This is a genomic window from Pseudoalteromonas aurantia 208, assembly GCF_014858725.1.
In the GTDB taxonomy this organism is placed as follows: domain Bacteria; phylum Pseudomonadota; class Gammaproteobacteria; order Enterobacterales; family Alteromonadaceae; genus Pseudoalteromonas; species Pseudoalteromonas aurantia.
On record NZ_AQGV01000012.1, the window covers coordinates 314492 to 331611 of the forward strand.

Sequence of the window (17120 nt, forward strand, 5' to 3'; positions counted from 1 at the left end):
TGTTATTTCTTTAAATATAATTCTAAATCATCAGACCCACCAATGTGTTCGCCAGCAATGAACACTTGAGGAACGGTATCTCTGCCACTCATTGCTTTGAGACTGGTAGAGGTTATACCTTGGCCAAGAGTGATCTCTTCAAAATTGAAATCATGTTCTTTGAGCAAACGTTTCGCTTTTTCGCAAAAAGGACAGCCAGGCTTAGTAAATAGACTAATAGCTTGGGGCTTAATCTGACTCGGATTTATGTAATCCAACATAGTGTCAGCATCAGAGACCTCGAATGGGTCGCCAGGTACATCTGGTTCAATAAACATTTTTTCAATTACACCATCTTTGACAAGCATGGAATAGCGCCAGCTTCGCTTACCAAAGCCTAAGTCATTCTTGTCAACAAGCATACCCATTCCATCCGTAAACTCACCGTTTCCATCGGGAAGTAAGCGAATTTTATCCGCTTCTTGGTGTTGTGCCCATGCATTCATAACAAATGTATCATTTACAGATAGACATACTATTTCATCAACGCCATTTTTAGCGAAGGTACTGGCAAGTTCATTGTAACGTGGCAAATGTGTAGATGAGCACGTAGGAGTGAAAGCTCCTGGAAGCGAAAAAACGACCACGGTTTTATTTTTAAAAATTTCTTCGCTCGTGATCTTTTGCCATTGTTCATTGTTACGAGTTGAAAAAGTGACCTGTGGTATTTTTTTGCCTTCGATATTCTCTAACATAGTACGCTCCTTAAATTTGATGCTGTCAGTATGGCAACACCTTACTTCTCAGTAAAATAGATTGAATGGATTAATGCAATCTGTTTTTTTGATAAGCATTTAACACTCAGAGTTTAGACTAGTTGAGGGAAAAGGTGTCATCTTCTTTGATAATCACTTTGACAATGTCGTTCAGCTGAATATTACTTAGTGGTCTCATATTTACGTTAGTCGTAATTGCTGTTTGATCGTTAACCTGAAGCACCTTCAATTGATCTATTGTTTGTCTGTGGTTATTGAGTATCATCCCTTGTTGGGTTGTGAAATTGTTTTTTTGCATAATAGCAAGAGTTTGCCCTGGCTTAATGCCATGAACTCGACCTAAATTGATAGCTAAACGTTCACCATCAATATGTAGTATTTTCCCTTTAGTCGGCATACAGCCAATCGCGCTATTCAAGTCTTGGGAAACCTTATTAAAAATGCTTTGTATTTGGTCACCGTAATTTGATTGCCAGAATTCATCACTATATACATCGATAAGAGTTGTTTTTTCGAATGGCCAGATCCCTTGAACAGCGTAGTGTTTTTGCCATAGTCTGTCTCGGGTCATCGCGTCATAAAGCGCAAAATCTACCTTAAAGCTACGTACATATTGGTCATCTTCCCAAAACGCATAGTCATTGTTTAGCTTTTTACCTTGTGCAATATCGGTGATTTGACTAAATAATACATATTGGCTGTTGCTATTGTTACTTAAGGTTTCGATAAGTGCAGGGTCGTAGTCAAACCTTTGAGAGAAAAAAGGGCGAACATTTATAGCGCTGTTGATATATGGCACAGCTTTAATTGCTGTAGCACGTTCCATCATTGTGTTGTACAGCCTTTGGGAGCTTGCTTTTGCGATGTCAAATATTTGACCAAGACGAGCTTGATGTGGTTGTATAAGTTGGCTCTGGGTGACGGTAACTTGCTTATTAAATTGTTGATGGGTGCAATGCTCTTGGGTTGCATATATATCTAAATGTAAAGTCACCATGTAATCGTTATTATTTTGTTCTTCACTGATCAAAGTGGCTTGTTGTATTTCTGCATGTGCTTTGACTTTCAATTGATCTTGGCTTAGCAAGCCATCAGCAACTGTTTGTACGCTGGATACTGTTGCGCCGGAAAAAATTAATGCTTGTGTAATCGCATCTTGAACTGCGCTTTTTCGAGCATCGGCAACGTTGCTATCTAATATATTTGCATAGCCTGTTACTTCGTACCACTCAGCTTTTGCCGCTATACTATACAATAATATACTCAAAAAAATGGTTAACTGATTCATGATTGATCTCCACTAGAACGCTTATAAATTAATACAGCAATAGATATGCCATATTTATTGGCAAGAAATGTGCATTAAGAATTAGTAACTAAGTTCTAGAGGCAATTAATAATGAAAATACCTTCTTATTCGATAGTGAACTCAAAATCGATTATTTTGATAGTGATACTATTTTGGTTAGCAGGGTGTAGTTCGATGTTCGATAAGCATATTGAATATAGTTATGTCGAGCCAGATAGTTATCCAGTCATTAAAGCAATCGGTTATGCGCCACTCAGCGCACAGCCAGGTATGAATGATGCACAAAAAATGCTGATGGCGCTTAAGGTGTCCAAATTGGAAGCTTACCGAGAGCTTACAGAGCAGGTATATGGACAGAATTTGTCTTCAGAAATGACAGTTAAAGGAGCAATTGCACAAAACGATGGACTAAAGAGCCAAGTCAAAGGTGTGATTAGAGGAGCCCGGGTGGTCAAGTCTTACGCCGTTGGGGATACCTATGCAACGGAACTTGAGCTAGACATGAAGCGTGTGCATGATTTATATATTACACAAGTTAAACCAAGGAAAGTGAAAAGAGTTACTTACTACTAATAAAGTGTTAATGGTATTGAACTTGACTCGAAAAATAGACAAAGGCGTAATTAAATTAACTATGCCTTAATATCTTTCACTAATTCACTATTTCCAGCAATAACACTGCCATCTTGGCCATAGGTGATTGAGCCTGGAGTACCAATCAAAATTTCTTTTAGTTGTCGTACACTTAGTTGCGCATGATGCGCAGCTTTTGCATTCACATCATTCTTATTTTTACACTCTATCAATAGTGTTTGAATTTTTCCGGTTAACTCTGTTATTGGATCTTCTAGGTAAATCTCTGAAGGAAAGGTAGATAGCTCTTTATCAAGTTTCTGGATTGCAGTGAGGAGTGTTAGTTTTTCACGTGCAGCATCTTTGAGGCCATCACCCGTTTTGGATGCCAAAATATCAAGCTCTGAGTCTAACAACTGGGTCAAAGTGGTTAGGTTTGAGATTTGAACTTCGAGTTTATGCGTACATAGTTTAAGGTGATCAGCCATACATATCGAACTCAAATGCCGCTATATTTTTTGCCAGCTTTTGTGCATCAATTTGATATTTGCCCTCACTGATGGCTTTCTTAAGTTCTTCCACTTTCTTACTATCGAATGCAGGAGCGTCTTGCGCTTTATCTTGCATGCTTTTCAACTGTTGTGCCTGTGGTGTTAAACTTACAGAATCAGTTGCTGCTTTTTGCGGCGTTTTAATATTCGATGCGGCATTTTGAGCCTCATTTTTTTGCAATTCAGCTTTTTGTTGCTTAACATTATTGAGCACACTATTTGGCTGTGCCTGACCTTTAATATTATTAACCATAATTTATTGACCCAAGGTTACTAAACACCATGTTTAGGTTATCGACTAATATACCTTTAACTTTAGCAAATTTTTTAGATATTAACCTCTACAGATTCAACATCTTTTACTCTAGCAGAAACTGTTTTTCCAGACTTCTGATTTTTAACGCGAATCTGCTCACCAAGATTACCATCTTGTAGTGCTACACCTGAAGTTTTTATTGTCAAAGTACGCGTTTTCGCGAAAATAGTAACCATATCGCCCTTACAAACCATACATACTTGGTGCGTACCGATGGGCATACCTTCTCGCAAAGTTCGTTTACTTTTACTTCCAATGAGTAGAGATAAATCTTCAATATACGCAGCTCGAACGAATTGTTTTGGTTTGTACTCAATTTTTAAATGTCCTTTTGTGAGTAACTCTCCTTTAGATATAAGTTGGGTACTGACAATAATAGGGTACATTTCATTGATCCGCACGTGAACATATTGGGTCCATGTTGGCGCTCGGGTACAACGGATCTGAACAGTTACTTGACGATTAAAAGGAGGTTTAGCTGCGGTACTTAATTGCAAATCTTGTACACAGAATTTTGACGGGATCCGAGTATCTAATGGCAGTGTTGAAAACTTGGTTTTTACATCGGCTTTAGTTATTGTTTGTGACGCAACAAAATTTTGTGCTAATTCTTCTAGTTCTTTAGTGCTATAGTCGTTCGCAGATACTTGGTAACTGACTAGAATATAGACCATCGCGCAAAAAAACCCGCAGGTTTTGGTTTTTTTTAACAAACTCATGATGTTTCGACTATGCTTATCAGGGGAAACAAGGTATAAAGATTTTGCGTTAATTGTGACACCTCTTCAAGGTAAATCTTATCCTTAGTAGTGTAAGCAAATATCGTTCCGGCAAGCAGTTTTATATGTAGGAGATTGAAATGGCTGGTATTTTAGACTCGGTCAACCAACGAACACAGTTGGTAGGGCAAAACCGCCTAGAATTATTGCTGTTCAGGTTGAAGGGGCGTCAACGTTTTGGCATAAACGTATTTAAAGTACGGGAGGTACTGCAGTGTCCTCCACTTACTAATATGCCTAAGTCTAACTCTTACGTAAGAGGTGTAGCACATATTCGCGGACAGACTATCTCTGTGATAGATATGTCGCTAGCGGTTGGTGGTCCGCCGATCGAAGACATAGCGAATTGTTTTATAATTATTGCTGAGTACAATCGCTCTGTTCAAGGTTTCTTAGTTGGTGCAGTTGAACGTATTGTAAATATGAATTGGGAAAAAATAATGCCGCCACCTTCAGGAGCTGGTAGATATTCATATTTGACAGCGGTAACTGAAATAGAAAATGAGCTCGTAGAGATACTTGATGTTGAGAAAATACTCAATGAAATTTGTCCGGTGAATACCGAAGTGAGCCAAGATATTGTATCAGATGGTGAGATGCAGAAAGATCTTGGCGAGCGCATCGTATTTATTGCTGATGACTCTGCGGTAGCTAGGAATCAGGTTAAGCGTGCACTTGAACCATTGGGCGTTCAAACTGAATTAGCTAAGAATGGCAAAGAAGCATTAATTCGGCTGCGAGAAATTGCTAAAGATGATTGTCAAAATGATATAACAGAAAGGGTCGGTTTATTGATTTCAGATGTGGAAATGCCTGAAATGGATGGATATACGTTAACCGCTGAAATAAAAGCAGACCCCAAATTGGCCCCTTTACATGTTATCTTACATACTTCTTTGAGCGGTGTATTTAATCAGGCCATGATAGAGAAAGTGGGTGCTGATGATTTTATCGCGAAGTTTAACCCGGATGAATTGGCGACTGCGGTTAAAAAATGGGTTCACTGTGATTAATGAATGGCGGTAATACTTTGGAAAATAAGCATCTTCAGCAAAACGAGTACGATCAATTTAGAACCTTTTTAGAGCAGCAATGTGGTATTGTGCTTGGCGATAACAAGCTGTATTTGGTAAAGAGTCGCTTAGCACCACTCATGGTGCGTTTTAGTGTTCAGTCATTGTCGGAGTTGGTTGCAAAAACATTGAGCCCACATGAGCGGCAATTGCGTGCCGCCGTTGTTGATGCAATGACAACAAACGAGACGTTGTGGTTTAGAGATTCTTACCCATTCGAACTTCTTAAAACTAAGATTTTCCCAGAATTTAGTGAATTACGGCGGTCGGTGAAAATATGGTCAGCAGCGAGCTCGTCAGGACAAGAGCCGTATTCAATAGGTATGTCAGCAAGTGAATATCAATCTAAAAGCCCTGGCGCTTTGAAAATGGGTGTACAGGTTGTAGGTACTGATATTTCAAACACCATGCTTGATATGTGCAAACATGCTGAATATGATGCACTGGCTCTTGCTCGAGGGTTATCAACCGAACGGCGGCAAAAGTTTTTTAAAGACAGTGGTAACGGCATGGCACAGGTGGTAGAGCCTGTAAAGAAAATGGTCAATTTTAGACACCTAAACTTACTTGACTCGTATGCTTTGATGGGTAAGTTTGATGTTATATTTTGCCGTAATGTGCTGATTTACTTTTCCCCAGAAGTGAAAGCAAAAATCATATCTCAATTTGCCCAAGCTCTAAATCCCAAAGGGTATTTGTTTCTTGGTGCATCGGAATCAATGGCGGGCTTGAGTGATGAGTTTGATATGATCCGTTGTAACCCTGGAATTATATACCAGAAAAAACAATAGTTTAAGGCGGTTTTTACCGCCTTTTTTATTTTGGCCTAAGAATTGCTTTAACTCCATATAGTCAAATTTTTGGAGTTACGTTATGGCGATTAGTTTTGATAAAGCCTTAGGTGTTCACCCCCAGACAATAGCTATCCGTTCTCAGCGAGCAGAAATATTAGCAAGTAACATTGCTAATGCGGATACCCCTGGTTACAAAGCAAAAGATATTGATTTTGCACGAGCATTTAAAGCGGCAAAATCTAACCAGCAAAGTGGCAATACAATGCTGCGCACCAATGACAAACATCTCTCCGGTGGTACTAAATTAAACAGTGGTGTAGAGCTATTTCGTAATCCAAATCAAACAGATACGGGCGATGGTAATTCAGTTGATATACAAGTGGAACGAAACTTGTATGTACAGAATGCATTAGAGTATCAAGCAAGTTTGCAATTTCTCACAGGTAAATTTAAAGGGTTGAAAAAAGCCCTAGGCGGTCAAGGAGCTTAATTATGAGTTTATATAATGTATTTGACATAGCGGGTTCAGGAATGAGTGCGCAAAACATACGCCTGAATACCACTGCGAGTAATATTTCTAACGCAAATAGCATTAGTTCAAGTCAAAATGAGGTGTATCGAGCAAGGCACCCTGTATTTGCAGCTGAACTTACTAAAGCAAATGAATTACAAAATGCAAACTCAGCAGGCGCATCAGTGGGAGTTAAGGTATTGGGGATCGTTGAAAGTGATAAACCACTTCAGGTTGAATATAGTCCCAATCATCCAAGTGCCGACAAAGATGGGTATATCTATAAACCAAATGTGAATGTAGTTGAGGAGATGACAAATATGATTTCCGCTTCACGTTCGTATCAAACAAATGTTCAGGTGGCAGATGCAGCAAAACAAATGCTGAGTAAAACTCTGTTACTTGGTCAGCGTTAACGGGGGCACTAGCCAATGAATAGCGAAGTAAGTCAAACGTCCAGTCATATTGATTCGTTACGGTGGCCAGATAAACAAAAGCCAGTAGAAAAAGATGATACGTTAAAGCAAGAGGATTTCTTTGCCTTGCTTACCCAGCAGTTATCTTATCAAGATCCGAGTAAACCTGCTGATAATGACCAAATGATCGCACAAATGACGAGCTTTACAATGGCGGAAGGTATTTCAAATTTGAATACAAAATTTGAGTCTTTGTCTGCCTCAATGACATCCAACTCTGCGTTACAAGCATCAACTTTGGTTGGTAAGAAAGCGCTACTTGAATCGGATACTTTGGAGTTAAGTGCTAGCGGGTCAGCGCGAGGCTCTATCGTTTCAGCGAAGCCAACGGAAAAGTTGGTCGTAAATATTTATGATGAATCAAACCAGTTAGTACGTTCTATTGATATGGGGGAACAAAAAGCAGGTGCAATTCGGTTCGAGTGGGATGGCAAGAATGGAGATGGTGAACCTATGCCCGAAGGGGATTATGAGATAAAGGCAGAAGCAAATATTAACGGTGAATTTACCAGCTTGCCGACAGCAACCTTTAAAAATATCGATAGTGTCAATGTCAATGGCGCTAACGGAATAATCATCAACACAAAAGCGGGCGCGGTAAGACTTACTGACGTCGCTGAAATCGCTTAATTCAAAGTTTATAGAATAGGCCTTAAGTACAAGAGGTAAGAGTATGAGTTTTAATATTGCATTAACAGGTTTAGCGGCTGCTCAAAAAGATCTGGACACCACCGCAAATAACATCGCAAACGTAAATACCACGGGTTTTAAAGAATCTCGGGCTGAATTTGCTGATGTTTATGCATCATCAGTATTTAGTTCAGGAAAAACTAAAAATGGTGATGGCGCACAAACGACCATGGTTGCTCAGCAATTTCACCAAGGTTCATTGCAATTTACAGCCAATTCGCTAGATTTAGCAATCACAGGCGAAGGTTATTTTGCTACGAGCTCTGAATTAGGCTCGCAGGATTATAGCTATACTCGTGCTGGCGCATTTAAGTTAAATAAGGATAACTTTATCTCAGATGCGCAAGGTAACTTCTTACAAGGTTTCCCTGTAGATCCAAGTACTGGTGCAACGACCTCGGTGAGCTTAAGTACTGCATCGGCAATGCAAATACCAGATGCATCAGGGGCCCCGAGAGCGACGACAAACGTCTATTCTTCGTTTAATCTTGATTCAAGAGCGGCGCAACCAACAATTGCTTTTGACCCATCAGTCAGTGCATCGTTCAATAGTTCAACATCTACAACGGTGTATGACTCGTTAGGTGAACCTCACACGGTACAGCTTTATTTCAGAAAAACAGCCACAGCAAATAATTGGGAGGTATTTGGTACCATAGATAATAAACCTTTTACGTCTGATGGTACAGCGGGGGCTGGTGGTCCACACCCTATTGCAGGGTTTACATTCGATGCAACAGGTTTACCGAGTTCGACGATCCCATACTCTGCGGCAGGGGTTGCTGGTGCAGCCGTACCGGTCGTTGCTGGTGGGACCTTTGGTGCACTGCCTTTACCAAGTGGTGCAGGTACAGGCCTTTCAACGTTGTTAACTAATGGTGCTACGTTTCCAGCTCCACTGAACATGAATTGGCGTGATGAAGCGAATACCACTAATAAATTACCAACTCAATATGCGAGCCGCTTTGAAGTGAAAGCACTAGAGCAAGATGGTGCAACAGTGGGTCGTTTAGCCGGAGTTGATATTGGTGCAGATGGAAAAATTGTAGCCTCATATAGTAACGGTGATTCAACATTTTTAGGCCAAGTGGCTATGGTTCGCTTTTCTAACTCTCAAGGACTTCAGCAAGTGGGAGGCACTTCTTGGAAAAAGAGCCTAACTTCGGGGGAGCCAATTGCGGGAGAGCCAAATTCCGGAACACTTGGATCAATTAATTCTTCGGCGTTGGAGCAATCAAATGTAAACTTAACGAATGAGCTTGTTGATTTGATAAGTGCGCAGAGAAACTTCCAAGCGAACTCCCGTGCGTTAGAAGTGAATTCTACATTACAACAAAATATCCTACAAATTCGATAATCAATTAACTTCAAAGGCCACATATGTGGCCTTTTCATTTCCCTTTTATTTATTCCCGTATGTGAGCGATTCGTTCATTTATAAATATGACCGTCAAACTTTAGTTGGCATTATAATTGCTTCATTCTTTGTATGATGAATTTTTAGGTCAATGCAATGGATAAAATGCTCTATATCGCTATGTCTGGTGCGAAACAAAACCTGCGTGGTGTGGCTATTAAAGCAAATAATTTAGCCAATGCAAATACGACCGGGTTTAAGTCAGATTTTGCTCAAGCACGTTCCATGCAGGCATTTGGTGAAGGGTTACCGACTCGGGTGTTTGCTATGCAAGAGCGGCCTGGTACGAATATGACCAGCGGCGCGATTGTTGAAACCGGGCGAGATCTAGATATCGCGGTGTCTGATAAGTCTTGGATAAGTGTCATGGATAAAAGTGGCAAAGAAGCTTATACCAAAGTTGGGACGCTGAATATTACTGCTGATGGAGCGCTGGTAACTAGTCATGGGCGTCAAGTTGTTGGTGAAGGTGGCCCTATTATTTTGCCTATTCCGGTAGAGAAGGTGACATTCAGCGATGATGGGTCGATTCAAGTGCGCCCTCAAGGGGCACCTGCAAACTTTTTGGAAGTGGTAGATCGTTTAAAGATCATTGAAGCAGATAACACCAAATTAGAAAAAGGAAATGATGGTTTATTCAGGCCAAAAGAAGGATCGCTAGATGATGGTTTATGTGGTTTTTGTGATGTATCACCCACAGCAAAAGTAATGAGCGGTGCCTTAGAAATGTCTAATGTAAACCCTGTGCATGAGATGGTCGATATGATTAATCATCAGCGGCAGTTTGAAATGCAAATGAAACTAATGAAAACAGCAGAAGAAATTGACGAACGTCATGTATCACTGCTGCGTATAGTCTAACGAAGTGAGGTATATGTTATGAATCCAGCGTTATGGATCAGTAAAACCGGCCTAGATGCCCAGCAAACTGATATATCGGTAATTTCGAATAACCTCGCGAATGCTAGTACTGTAGGTTACAAGAAGAGCAGAGCAATTTTTGAAGATCTACTTTATCAAAATATTAATCAGCCGGGTGGTCGTTCGTCACAAGATACAGAGTTACCCTCAGGACTAATGCTCGGTGCAGGGGCCAAGGTTGTTGCAAACCAAAAGAATTTCTCCCAAGGTAATATGCTTAGTACTGAAAACTCCTTAGATTGGATGATCCAAGGTCCTGGTTTTTTTGAAATTCAAATGCCAGATGGCACCATTGGGTATAGCCGTAATGGCCAATTTACGACCGATGAGAATGGTAGAGTGGTTACTTCAGGTGCAGGTTTCCCTGTGCAACCCGAAATGAATGTGCCGGATGATGCTAAGTCGATCACGATTTCACAAGACGGCGAAGTATCAGTGAGAGTCGCAGGGCAAGCACAAAATACGGTTATTGGGCAATTAGTTATTAGTGACTTTATTAACCCATCTGGTTTAGAGCCAATGGGTCAGAATTTATATACGGAAACAGCTGTGAGTGGAGCACCAGTGCAAGGGAACCCAGGTGCAGATGGGTTGGGTTCTATTGTGCAAGGAGCACTGGAGACATCTAATGTCAATGTGACTGAAGAGTTGGTCAACTTAATTGAAACCCAGCGAGTCTATGAAATGAACTCAAAAGTGATTTCTTCAGTGGATGAGATGCTGAGTTATATTAATCAACAGTTATAAATTTTAGGAGGTTGTATGCGTGCTTTATGTATAATTGTGGCGGCATTGATTTTGCTTTCTGGTTGTGTGTCGACACAAAATAGTGAGGTTGTACGTGATGACCCTTATTATGCACCTATGTATCCAGAACAAGATTTAGAGCAAGTCGTTGCGACTGGGTCATTATTTAATCCAAATCGTTCGAATGATTTATATGCAGATAAGAAAGCGCTACGCACAGGCGATATCATTACTGTTGTACTAAGAGAGTCAACGCAAGCATCTAAAGCAGCGAACAGTGAAACCGATAAAGAAACGGATTTAAAACTAGATCCTGTATTAGGCTTTAATGGTACGCCGGTAAATATTGGCGGAGATAATATTCAATTTGGTTTAGGGTCCGAGTCATCTTTTAAAGGTGACAGTAAAGCAAATCAATCAAACAGTTTGTTTGGTAACATTTCTGTCAATGTGATGCGGGTGTTACCCAATGGTAATTTGGTGATCCGAGGAGAAAAGTGGCTGACTTTAAATACAGGGGAGGAGTTTATCCGTCTCGAAGGTCTCGTTCGAGCAGCAGATGTTGCTGCGGACAATACGGTTGAGTCAAATCGCATTGCGAATGCCCGTATTCAGTATTCAGGCAAGGGGCAAGGCCAAGAAGCACAAAGTTCAGGCTGGTTAACTCAATTCTTTATGAGTACGTTGCTACCATTTTAGGGCACAAATATTATGAAACTATGTCATCTATTCTTATCTGTATTACTGATAACGCTAGTACCAATAGCGAAGGCTGAACGGGTCAAGGATATAAGTATGGTGCAAGGCGTTCGCTCTAACCAATTAGTCGGCTATGGCTTGGTTGTGGGTTTGCCTGGTACGGGTGAATCAAGTCGTTTTACAGAACAAAGCTTTAAAGCAATGTTAAGTGGTTTCGGCATTACTTTGCCGTCTTCTTTGAAACCAAAAATAAAGAACGTCGCGGCTGTTGCGGTTCATGCTGATTTGCCCCCTTTTACTAAGCCCGGTCAAACGATTGATGTAACTGTGTCTTCAATTGGCAGTGCGGGCAGTTTACGGGGAGGTACGTTATTACAAACCTTTTTAAAAGGGGTGGATGGTAATGTATATGCTATTGCTCAGGGAAGTATGATTGTTGGTGGTCTTGGTGCCGAAGGCTTAGACGGTAGCAGGGTGGTCATTAATACGCCCACCGTTGGTCGAGTGCCAAATGGAGGAACTGTTGAACGTGAAGTTAAAAGCCCATTTACACAAGGTGATTTTATCACTTTTAATTTGAATAGCCCTGACTTTACAACTGCTAAGCGTCTGGCTGATACAATCAATAACTTGGTGGGTCCTAATAGTGCTAAACCGATGGATGCGGCATCTGTACGTGTAATCGCACCAAGAGACCCGTCACAGCGAGTTTCTTACTTATCGACTCTAGAAAATCTGGAGTTTAAACCAGCAGATACAAGTGCAAAAATTATCGTAAACTCTCGCACAGGTACCATAGTGATAGGTAAAAATGTCAAATTACAGCCAGCAGCAATTACACATGGTGGTTTGACAGTGACAATTGCTGAACAACAAAATGTCAATCAGCCTCAGCCCTTGGCAGAAGGGGAAACCGTTGTTACTAGGCAAAGTATTATTGACGTAGATACGGACGATTCTCGTGCTTTTGTGTTTGACCCAGGCATTAGTCTAGATGATTTAGTGCGAGCTATTAATGAAGTAGGCGCAGCTCCTGGCGATTTAATGGCTATTTTAGAAGCACTAAAGGAAGCTGGTGCAATAAATGGTCAATTAGTTGTCATTTAAAAAGTCACTATTAATTAATATATTAGCCCTAATTCGTTAGGGCTTTTTATTGGCTTAAATCTTGCTTGTTAAACATTATGAATAGTTAAGTGTCATTAAGCCGATGAATACAAATCCGTTAGAAAAGCAGAATTTCTTTGATTTGAGCGATTTAAATAGCTTGAGAAAAGATGCACTGAAAAGCGGTGGCGATCCAAACGCCTCTGATGAAGCGCTAAAAAAAGCGGCACAACAATTTGAATCAATTTTCACCCAAATGTTGATGAAAAGTATGCGCAAAGCGAATGAGGCGATGGAAGATAAAAATAGCCCTTTTAACTCTAGCGGCGTTAAATTTTTTGAAGAAATGCATGATCAGCAATTATCAATGGATTTGTCCAATAAAGGCAGTTTGGGGCTGGCAGACTTAATTGTTCAGCAGTTATCACCCAATGCACAGGGTTATACGCCGGCGTCAGTATTACGTACAGGTGCTGATTTTGAGAGTGACAGACGTGCTGCAGGGGAGTTACTCGATAAGCAACCTTCGCATGTTAACGCGACCTCATCTACTACAAGCGAAAGTGCATCATTTAACGATCCTGAGTCTTTCGTATCAACTATGTGGGAACACGCAAAAACAGCAGCTAAGAAAATAGGGCTTAATCCAGCTGTAATGGTTGCTCAAGCCGCATTAGAGACTGGTTGGGGGAAACATATCATTGCTAAAGCAGATGGTTCGAGTAGTAACAATTTATTTAATATAAAGTCAGACAAAGCGTGGCAAGGTCAAAGTGCCAAAAAACTGACTTTAGAGTTTGAAGATGGTTTGCCAGTGAAAAAACAAGCGAGTTTTCGTGCCTACGACACAATAAAAGACAGCATGAATGATTACGTGGATTTCTTACAAGGAAACCCTCGTTATCAAGACGCATTAAAAAAAGTAGCGCAACCCGAGCAATATTTATCAGCCTTACAAGATGCAGGTTACGCCACTGACCCACAATATGCAGCCAAAATAAAGAATGTACTACAACGTAGCGACTTAAAAGAAATGCTTACATCGTTGGTTCGAAAGGGAGTGAATTAAGATGTCGTTCAATCTAATGAATATTGGAACCAGTGGAATTAGAGCCAGCACCGAGCTGTTACAGACTACGAGTAAGAATATTTCCAACCTGAATACCAAAGGGTATATCCGTGAGCGTACTGAGCATTCGACCATGGTTGGCAATCAAGTCGGTCGTGGTGAAACGGTTCGTTTAATTAATGAGTTTGCGCAGAAACAATTGAATCGTGATATTTCTAATAAAACGTATTATGAACAATTTGTCACAGAGGCCTCTCGTGTCGATACATTGTTTGCCGAAGACTCAAATAGCTTAAATAAGAGTATTAATTCTCTGTTTAATAATTTACAAGAAGCAATGAATCAACCATCTTCAAGAGTAACCCGCGGTTTATTTTTAACCGATGCTGAGAACTTGACTGAGCAAATGGATAGGTTGTCTGGCATTGTATTTGATCAAGGTAATATTGTTAATCAACAGCTGGACTTGTTTGCAAATGAAGCGAACAACCTAATACAGAAGGTCAGCGATTTAAATGCACAAGTTGCATCGTTAAATACCCCAACAGGTACGAAAGCGTCGAGTTCAGTATTAAATGAGCGGGACCAAGCAATCAGTGATTTAGCGGAGCTGGTGGATATTGAAACATTAGATGGCCCTAATGGTGAAAAGCTCGTGTTTTTAGGTTCCGGCCAAGCGTTAGTGATGGAAAATGGTACATTTAATGCGTTTTCACTCGCAGGGGATCCTGACCCGAATGTACGAGATTTAAAATTGGACGTTAAAGATGGCCAAGCTGTAGCGCTTGAGGTCAATTCGAGTACATTAAAGGGAAAAATTGGTGGTTTGCTGGCATTTAGAGATGAAATATTACAGCCAGCGCAAAACCAGTTAGGTCAAATAGGGATTGCATTGGCTGACGCATTTAATGAGCAAAACAAAAAAGGCATGGATTTAGATGGCAATTTAGGCGGTGAGCTATTTAAAATTCCAACGACTACGGCGTTTCCGTACAAAGCAAATAATGCAGCATCAACAGTAACTGTAACAGCAACATTAGAAGCTGGGAAAGGAAAAGAAATTCCAGCAACCGACTTTAAAGTAATAAAGGGGGCAGGCACAGCTGTTACAGTGGTTCCAGTTGATAGTAAAGGCAATACAATAGGTACTGCGTCAACAGGAAACATTACACCTCCAGGAAATATCGTATTTACAGGTCCAGCAACCCCGCCAGATACATTTGGACTGGAAATATCTTTCTCAGCGGGGGTGACTAACACAAATGACAGTTTTCTAATAAAGCTCAATGCCCATGCTGCTGCGAATATTGAATTAGCCACAGATAGACCGGAAAAGCTGGCTTTAGCCGCGCCAATTAGAACAAAAACAGATGCGGGTAATACGGGAGATGGAAACATTACGGTTGGGACGGTTTCAAATACGGGTACTGGTAGTAATTTCACGGCTGGGCCACCACCGAGTTTGACAAATGGGACAATTACGTTGCAAAAAACAGCGGTGGCCAATCAGTACACGGTTACTGATGGCAGTGGTACTGTTACATTTTTAGCGCCTCCGCCGGCGGAAAATATTTTATCGACGGCTGGCGCGCCCTTTAATACTTACGGATTTGACTTTAATATTGAAGGCAACGTATCACCTGGTGACTCTTTCCAAGTGGAGTTTAACACAGGCGGCTTTGATGACAATCGCAACGGGCTAGCGCTCAGTAAACTACAATCGGGTGAACTAGTACGTGAAAATGTCATAACGACAACAACAGCTGATAATTTGCAAACATTCAACGAAGCCTATGCTGGGTTGGTCACTGATGTGGGGGTAGTCGCTAATCAAGCGAAAACAAATGGTGCGGCGTTTGAAGCACTAGCAGCGCAATCTGAAGCTTGGTTCGAGTCAATGTCTGGCGTTAATTTAGATGAAGAGGCCGCAAATTTATTGCGTTTCCAGCAATCTTATTCAGCGTCAGCACAGATCATTTCTACTGCCAGAACTATTTTCGATACATTATTAAGTGCAACGAGGTAATTATGCGTTTATCAAATAACTTAATGCACAAAACAAATTTAAACTCTATCTTGAACAACCAACAAGAGGTAAATAAAGCGCAGCAACAGGTTAATACACAGAAGAGGGTTTTAACAGCCTCGGATGATCCATCTGCAACAGCTCGTGCGTTACTTTACACAGACAGAATTCAAACCAATGAGCAATATACCAAAAGCTTAACGATGTTGAATAGCCGACTTAAAACGCAGGAAAGTGTTTTAGATAATATTAAAGAGTCGGTAACCCGAGCACATGTACTCACTATACAAGCGGGCAGTGGCGCCTTATCTAGTGAAGACCGAGCTGGGATATCTGAAGAGATCTCTTCAATTAAGGAAACTGTCCTCGATTTGATGAACGCGAAAACGGAAGATGGACGATATATATTTTCTGGGTATCAAGATAATACTCAAACCTACTCCTTTAATAGCACAACGAGTCAATATGAGTACAACGGTGACCAAGGGCAGCATAAAATAAAGGTTGCTGAAGGTGTAGAGATTAAATCAAGTGACAATGGTTTTGATACATTTGAAAATGTACCTAAACGTTTAGATATTGATCGGACTACCATTGCACCGGGTACGGCGAGTGTATATGTGAAAGAGCAGGGGCAATTTGATTCTTTCCATAAAGCACAATATAACGCCAGCCCTACTGCACCAGCGAATGCGAATACCATTACGGTTAATTTTACATCACCAACAACCTATGATGTATTGCAGGGTGGGGTTGCACTTAAGTCGGGTACGTATGCTGATGGAACTGCCAATATTGATGGCATGGAAGTTAAACCTAATGGTGCAGCAAGTATCACATTTAACTTAGAGCAACCAAAAAAGGAAAATGTACTTAACACGTTAAATAAGTTAGAGGCAGCACTTAACGATTCCTCGCTTAGCCAAAATGATTATGAGCAAGTATTAGCAGATTCGCTCGTAGGTTTAACTAATGCTAAAAATCTAGTATCTCAAACTCAGTCCGGCTTAGGTGGACGATTGAACACTGCGCAGAGGATTGTCGATGCCAACGCTGACCTTGATATAAATAACAAAGCAGCAAAAGCAACGCTTGTAGAACTTGATATGGCAGAGGCAATCACTGAGTTAACGAAACATGAAACTGCACTACAAGCATCACAGGCAACATTTGGCCGTTTAACTAATCTATCGTTACTAGAATATATTCGATAACACCTCTTCACGCTTAGGCTGGGAAATTTTCTAGCTTAAGCTACCCCTTTTTATAATTGTAATTATAACCCACTGATTAATATGAAGTTAAAT

Annotated in this window: 19 protein-coding genes; 14 read left to right on the forward strand and 5 right to left on the reverse strand. The window is 40.7% G+C overall.

Translation table 11 applies throughout. The features are described from left to right. Window positions 1-2 precede the first annotated feature (2 nt). On the reverse strand, window positions 3-734 hold the full coding sequence (locus tag PAUR_RS05475) for a glutathione peroxidase (RefSeq protein WP_192506799.1): 732 nt from the start codon (window positions 732-734) through the stop codon (window positions 3-5). 118 nt (window positions 735-852) lie between these two features. Then, window positions 853-2043 (reverse strand): flagellar assembly protein T N-terminal domain-containing protein, encoded by a 1191-nt coding sequence (locus PAUR_RS05480; RefSeq protein ID WP_192506800.1) that lies wholly within the window; start codon window positions 2041-2043, stop codon window positions 853-855. A gap of 111 nt (window positions 2044-2154) precedes the next feature. On the opposite strand from PAUR_RS05480, the gene PAUR_RS05485 reads away from it, so the two are divergent. Beyond that, window positions 2155-2637, forward strand: a complete 483-nt coding sequence (locus PAUR_RS05485) for an LPP20 family lipoprotein (RefSeq protein ID WP_192506801.1) — start codon at window positions 2155-2157, stop codon at window positions 2635-2637. Window positions 2638-2696: 59 nt separating this feature from the next. Here PAUR_RS05485 and flgN read toward each other — a convergent pair whose 3' ends face one another. The 3 genes from flgN to flgA form a co-directional block, all read right to left on the reverse strand. Continuing rightward, window positions 2697-3125 carry a flagellar export chaperone FlgN gene (flgN, locus tag PAUR_RS05490; RefSeq protein WP_192506802.1) on the reverse strand — a complete coding sequence of 143 codons (429 nt, stop codon included), beginning with the start codon at window positions 3123-3125 and terminating at the stop codon, window positions 2697-2699. Then, on the reverse strand, window positions 3118-3441 hold the full coding sequence (flgM, locus tag PAUR_RS05495) for a flagellar biosynthesis anti-sigma factor FlgM (protein ID WP_192506803.1): 324 nt from the start codon (window positions 3439-3441) through the stop codon (window positions 3118-3120). The genes flgN and flgM overlap by 8 nt, the downstream gene beginning before the upstream one ends. A gap of 74 nt (window positions 3442-3515) precedes the next feature. Next, window positions 3516-4223, reverse strand: a complete 708-nt coding sequence (gene flgA / locus PAUR_RS05500) for a flagellar basal body P-ring formation chaperone FlgA (RefSeq protein WP_192506804.1) — start codon at window positions 4221-4223, stop codon at window positions 3516-3518. A gap of 140 nt (window positions 4224-4363) precedes the next feature. Between flgA and PAUR_RS05505 the strand changes: the two genes are divergently transcribed. The 13 genes from PAUR_RS05505 to flgL all read left to right on the forward strand — a co-directional run bounded on the left by PAUR_RS05505 (window position 4364) and on the right by flgL (window position 17027). Then, complete coding sequence (locus PAUR_RS05505; protein ID WP_192506805.1) at window positions 4364-5296, forward strand: chemotaxis protein CheV; 933 nt, start codon at window positions 4364-4366, stop codon at window positions 5294-5296. Between the two features lie 17 nt (window positions 5297-5313). After that, window positions 5314-6147, forward strand: coding sequence for a CheR family methyltransferase (locus PAUR_RS05510; protein ID WP_192506806.1), 834 nt, complete (start codon window positions 5314-5316; stop codon window positions 6145-6147). 82 nt (window positions 6148-6229) lie between these two features. Continuing rightward, entirely contained in the window at window positions 6230-6640 is a 411-nt protein-coding gene (gene flgB / locus PAUR_RS05515) for a flagellar basal body rod protein FlgB (protein ID WP_192506807.1), read from the forward strand. Window positions 6641-6642: 2 nt separating this feature from the next. Next, window positions 6643-7077 (forward strand): flagellar basal body rod protein FlgC, encoded by a 435-nt coding sequence (flgC, locus tag PAUR_RS05520; RefSeq protein WP_192506808.1) that lies wholly within the window; start codon window positions 6643-6645, stop codon window positions 7075-7077. A gap of 15 nt (window positions 7078-7092) precedes the next feature. Further along, window positions 7093-7767, forward strand: coding sequence for a flagellar hook assembly protein FlgD (locus PAUR_RS05525; RefSeq protein WP_192506809.1), 675 nt, complete (start codon window positions 7093-7095; stop codon window positions 7765-7767). Between the two features lie 43 nt (window positions 7768-7810). Beyond that, window positions 7811-9184, forward strand: a complete 1374-nt coding sequence (gene flgE, locus PAUR_RS05530; RefSeq protein WP_192506810.1) for a flagellar hook protein FlgE — start codon at window positions 7811-7813, stop codon at window positions 9182-9184. A gap of 156 nt (window positions 9185-9340) precedes the next feature. Then, window positions 9341-10105, forward strand: a complete 765-nt coding sequence (locus PAUR_RS05535; RefSeq protein ID WP_192506811.1) for a flagellar basal body rod protein FlgF — start codon at window positions 9341-9343, stop codon at window positions 10103-10105. Between the two features lie 18 nt (window positions 10106-10123). After that, window positions 10124-10912: a flagellar basal-body rod protein FlgG gene (gene flgG, locus PAUR_RS05540; protein ID WP_010362181.1), complete on the forward strand. Its 789-nt coding sequence runs from the start codon at window positions 10124-10126 to the stop codon at window positions 10910-10912. Between the two features lie 15 nt (window positions 10913-10927). Beyond that, window positions 10928-11611 (forward strand): flagellar basal body L-ring protein FlgH, encoded by a 684-nt coding sequence (gene flgH, locus PAUR_RS05545; protein WP_192506812.1) that lies wholly within the window; start codon window positions 10928-10930, stop codon window positions 11609-11611. Between the two features lie 12 nt (window positions 11612-11623). Then, window positions 11624-12718 carry a flagellar basal body P-ring protein FlgI gene (locus PAUR_RS05550; RefSeq protein WP_192506813.1) on the forward strand — a complete coding sequence of 365 codons (1095 nt, stop codon included), beginning with the start codon at window positions 11624-11626 and terminating at the stop codon, window positions 12716-12718. 103 nt (window positions 12719-12821) lie between these two features. Beyond that, entirely contained in the window at window positions 12822-13787 is a 966-nt protein-coding gene (flgJ, locus tag PAUR_RS05555) for a flagellar assembly peptidoglycan hydrolase FlgJ (protein ID WP_192506814.1), read from the forward strand. Between the two features lies 1 nt (window position 13788). Further along, a complete protein-coding gene (gene flgK, locus PAUR_RS05560; RefSeq protein WP_192506815.1) occupies window positions 13789-15813 on the forward strand; it encodes a flagellar hook-associated protein FlgK in 2025 nt (674 codons plus the stop codon). A 2-nt stretch (window positions 15814-15815) separates the two neighbouring features. Beyond that, the gene (flgL, locus tag PAUR_RS05565; protein WP_192506816.1) at window positions 15816-17027 is read left to right on the forward strand and encodes a flagellar hook-associated protein FlgL; all 1212 of its coding nucleotides are present in this window, start codon (window positions 15816-15818) and stop codon (window positions 17025-17027) included. The last annotated feature ends 93 nt before the right edge of the window (window positions 17028-17120 follow it).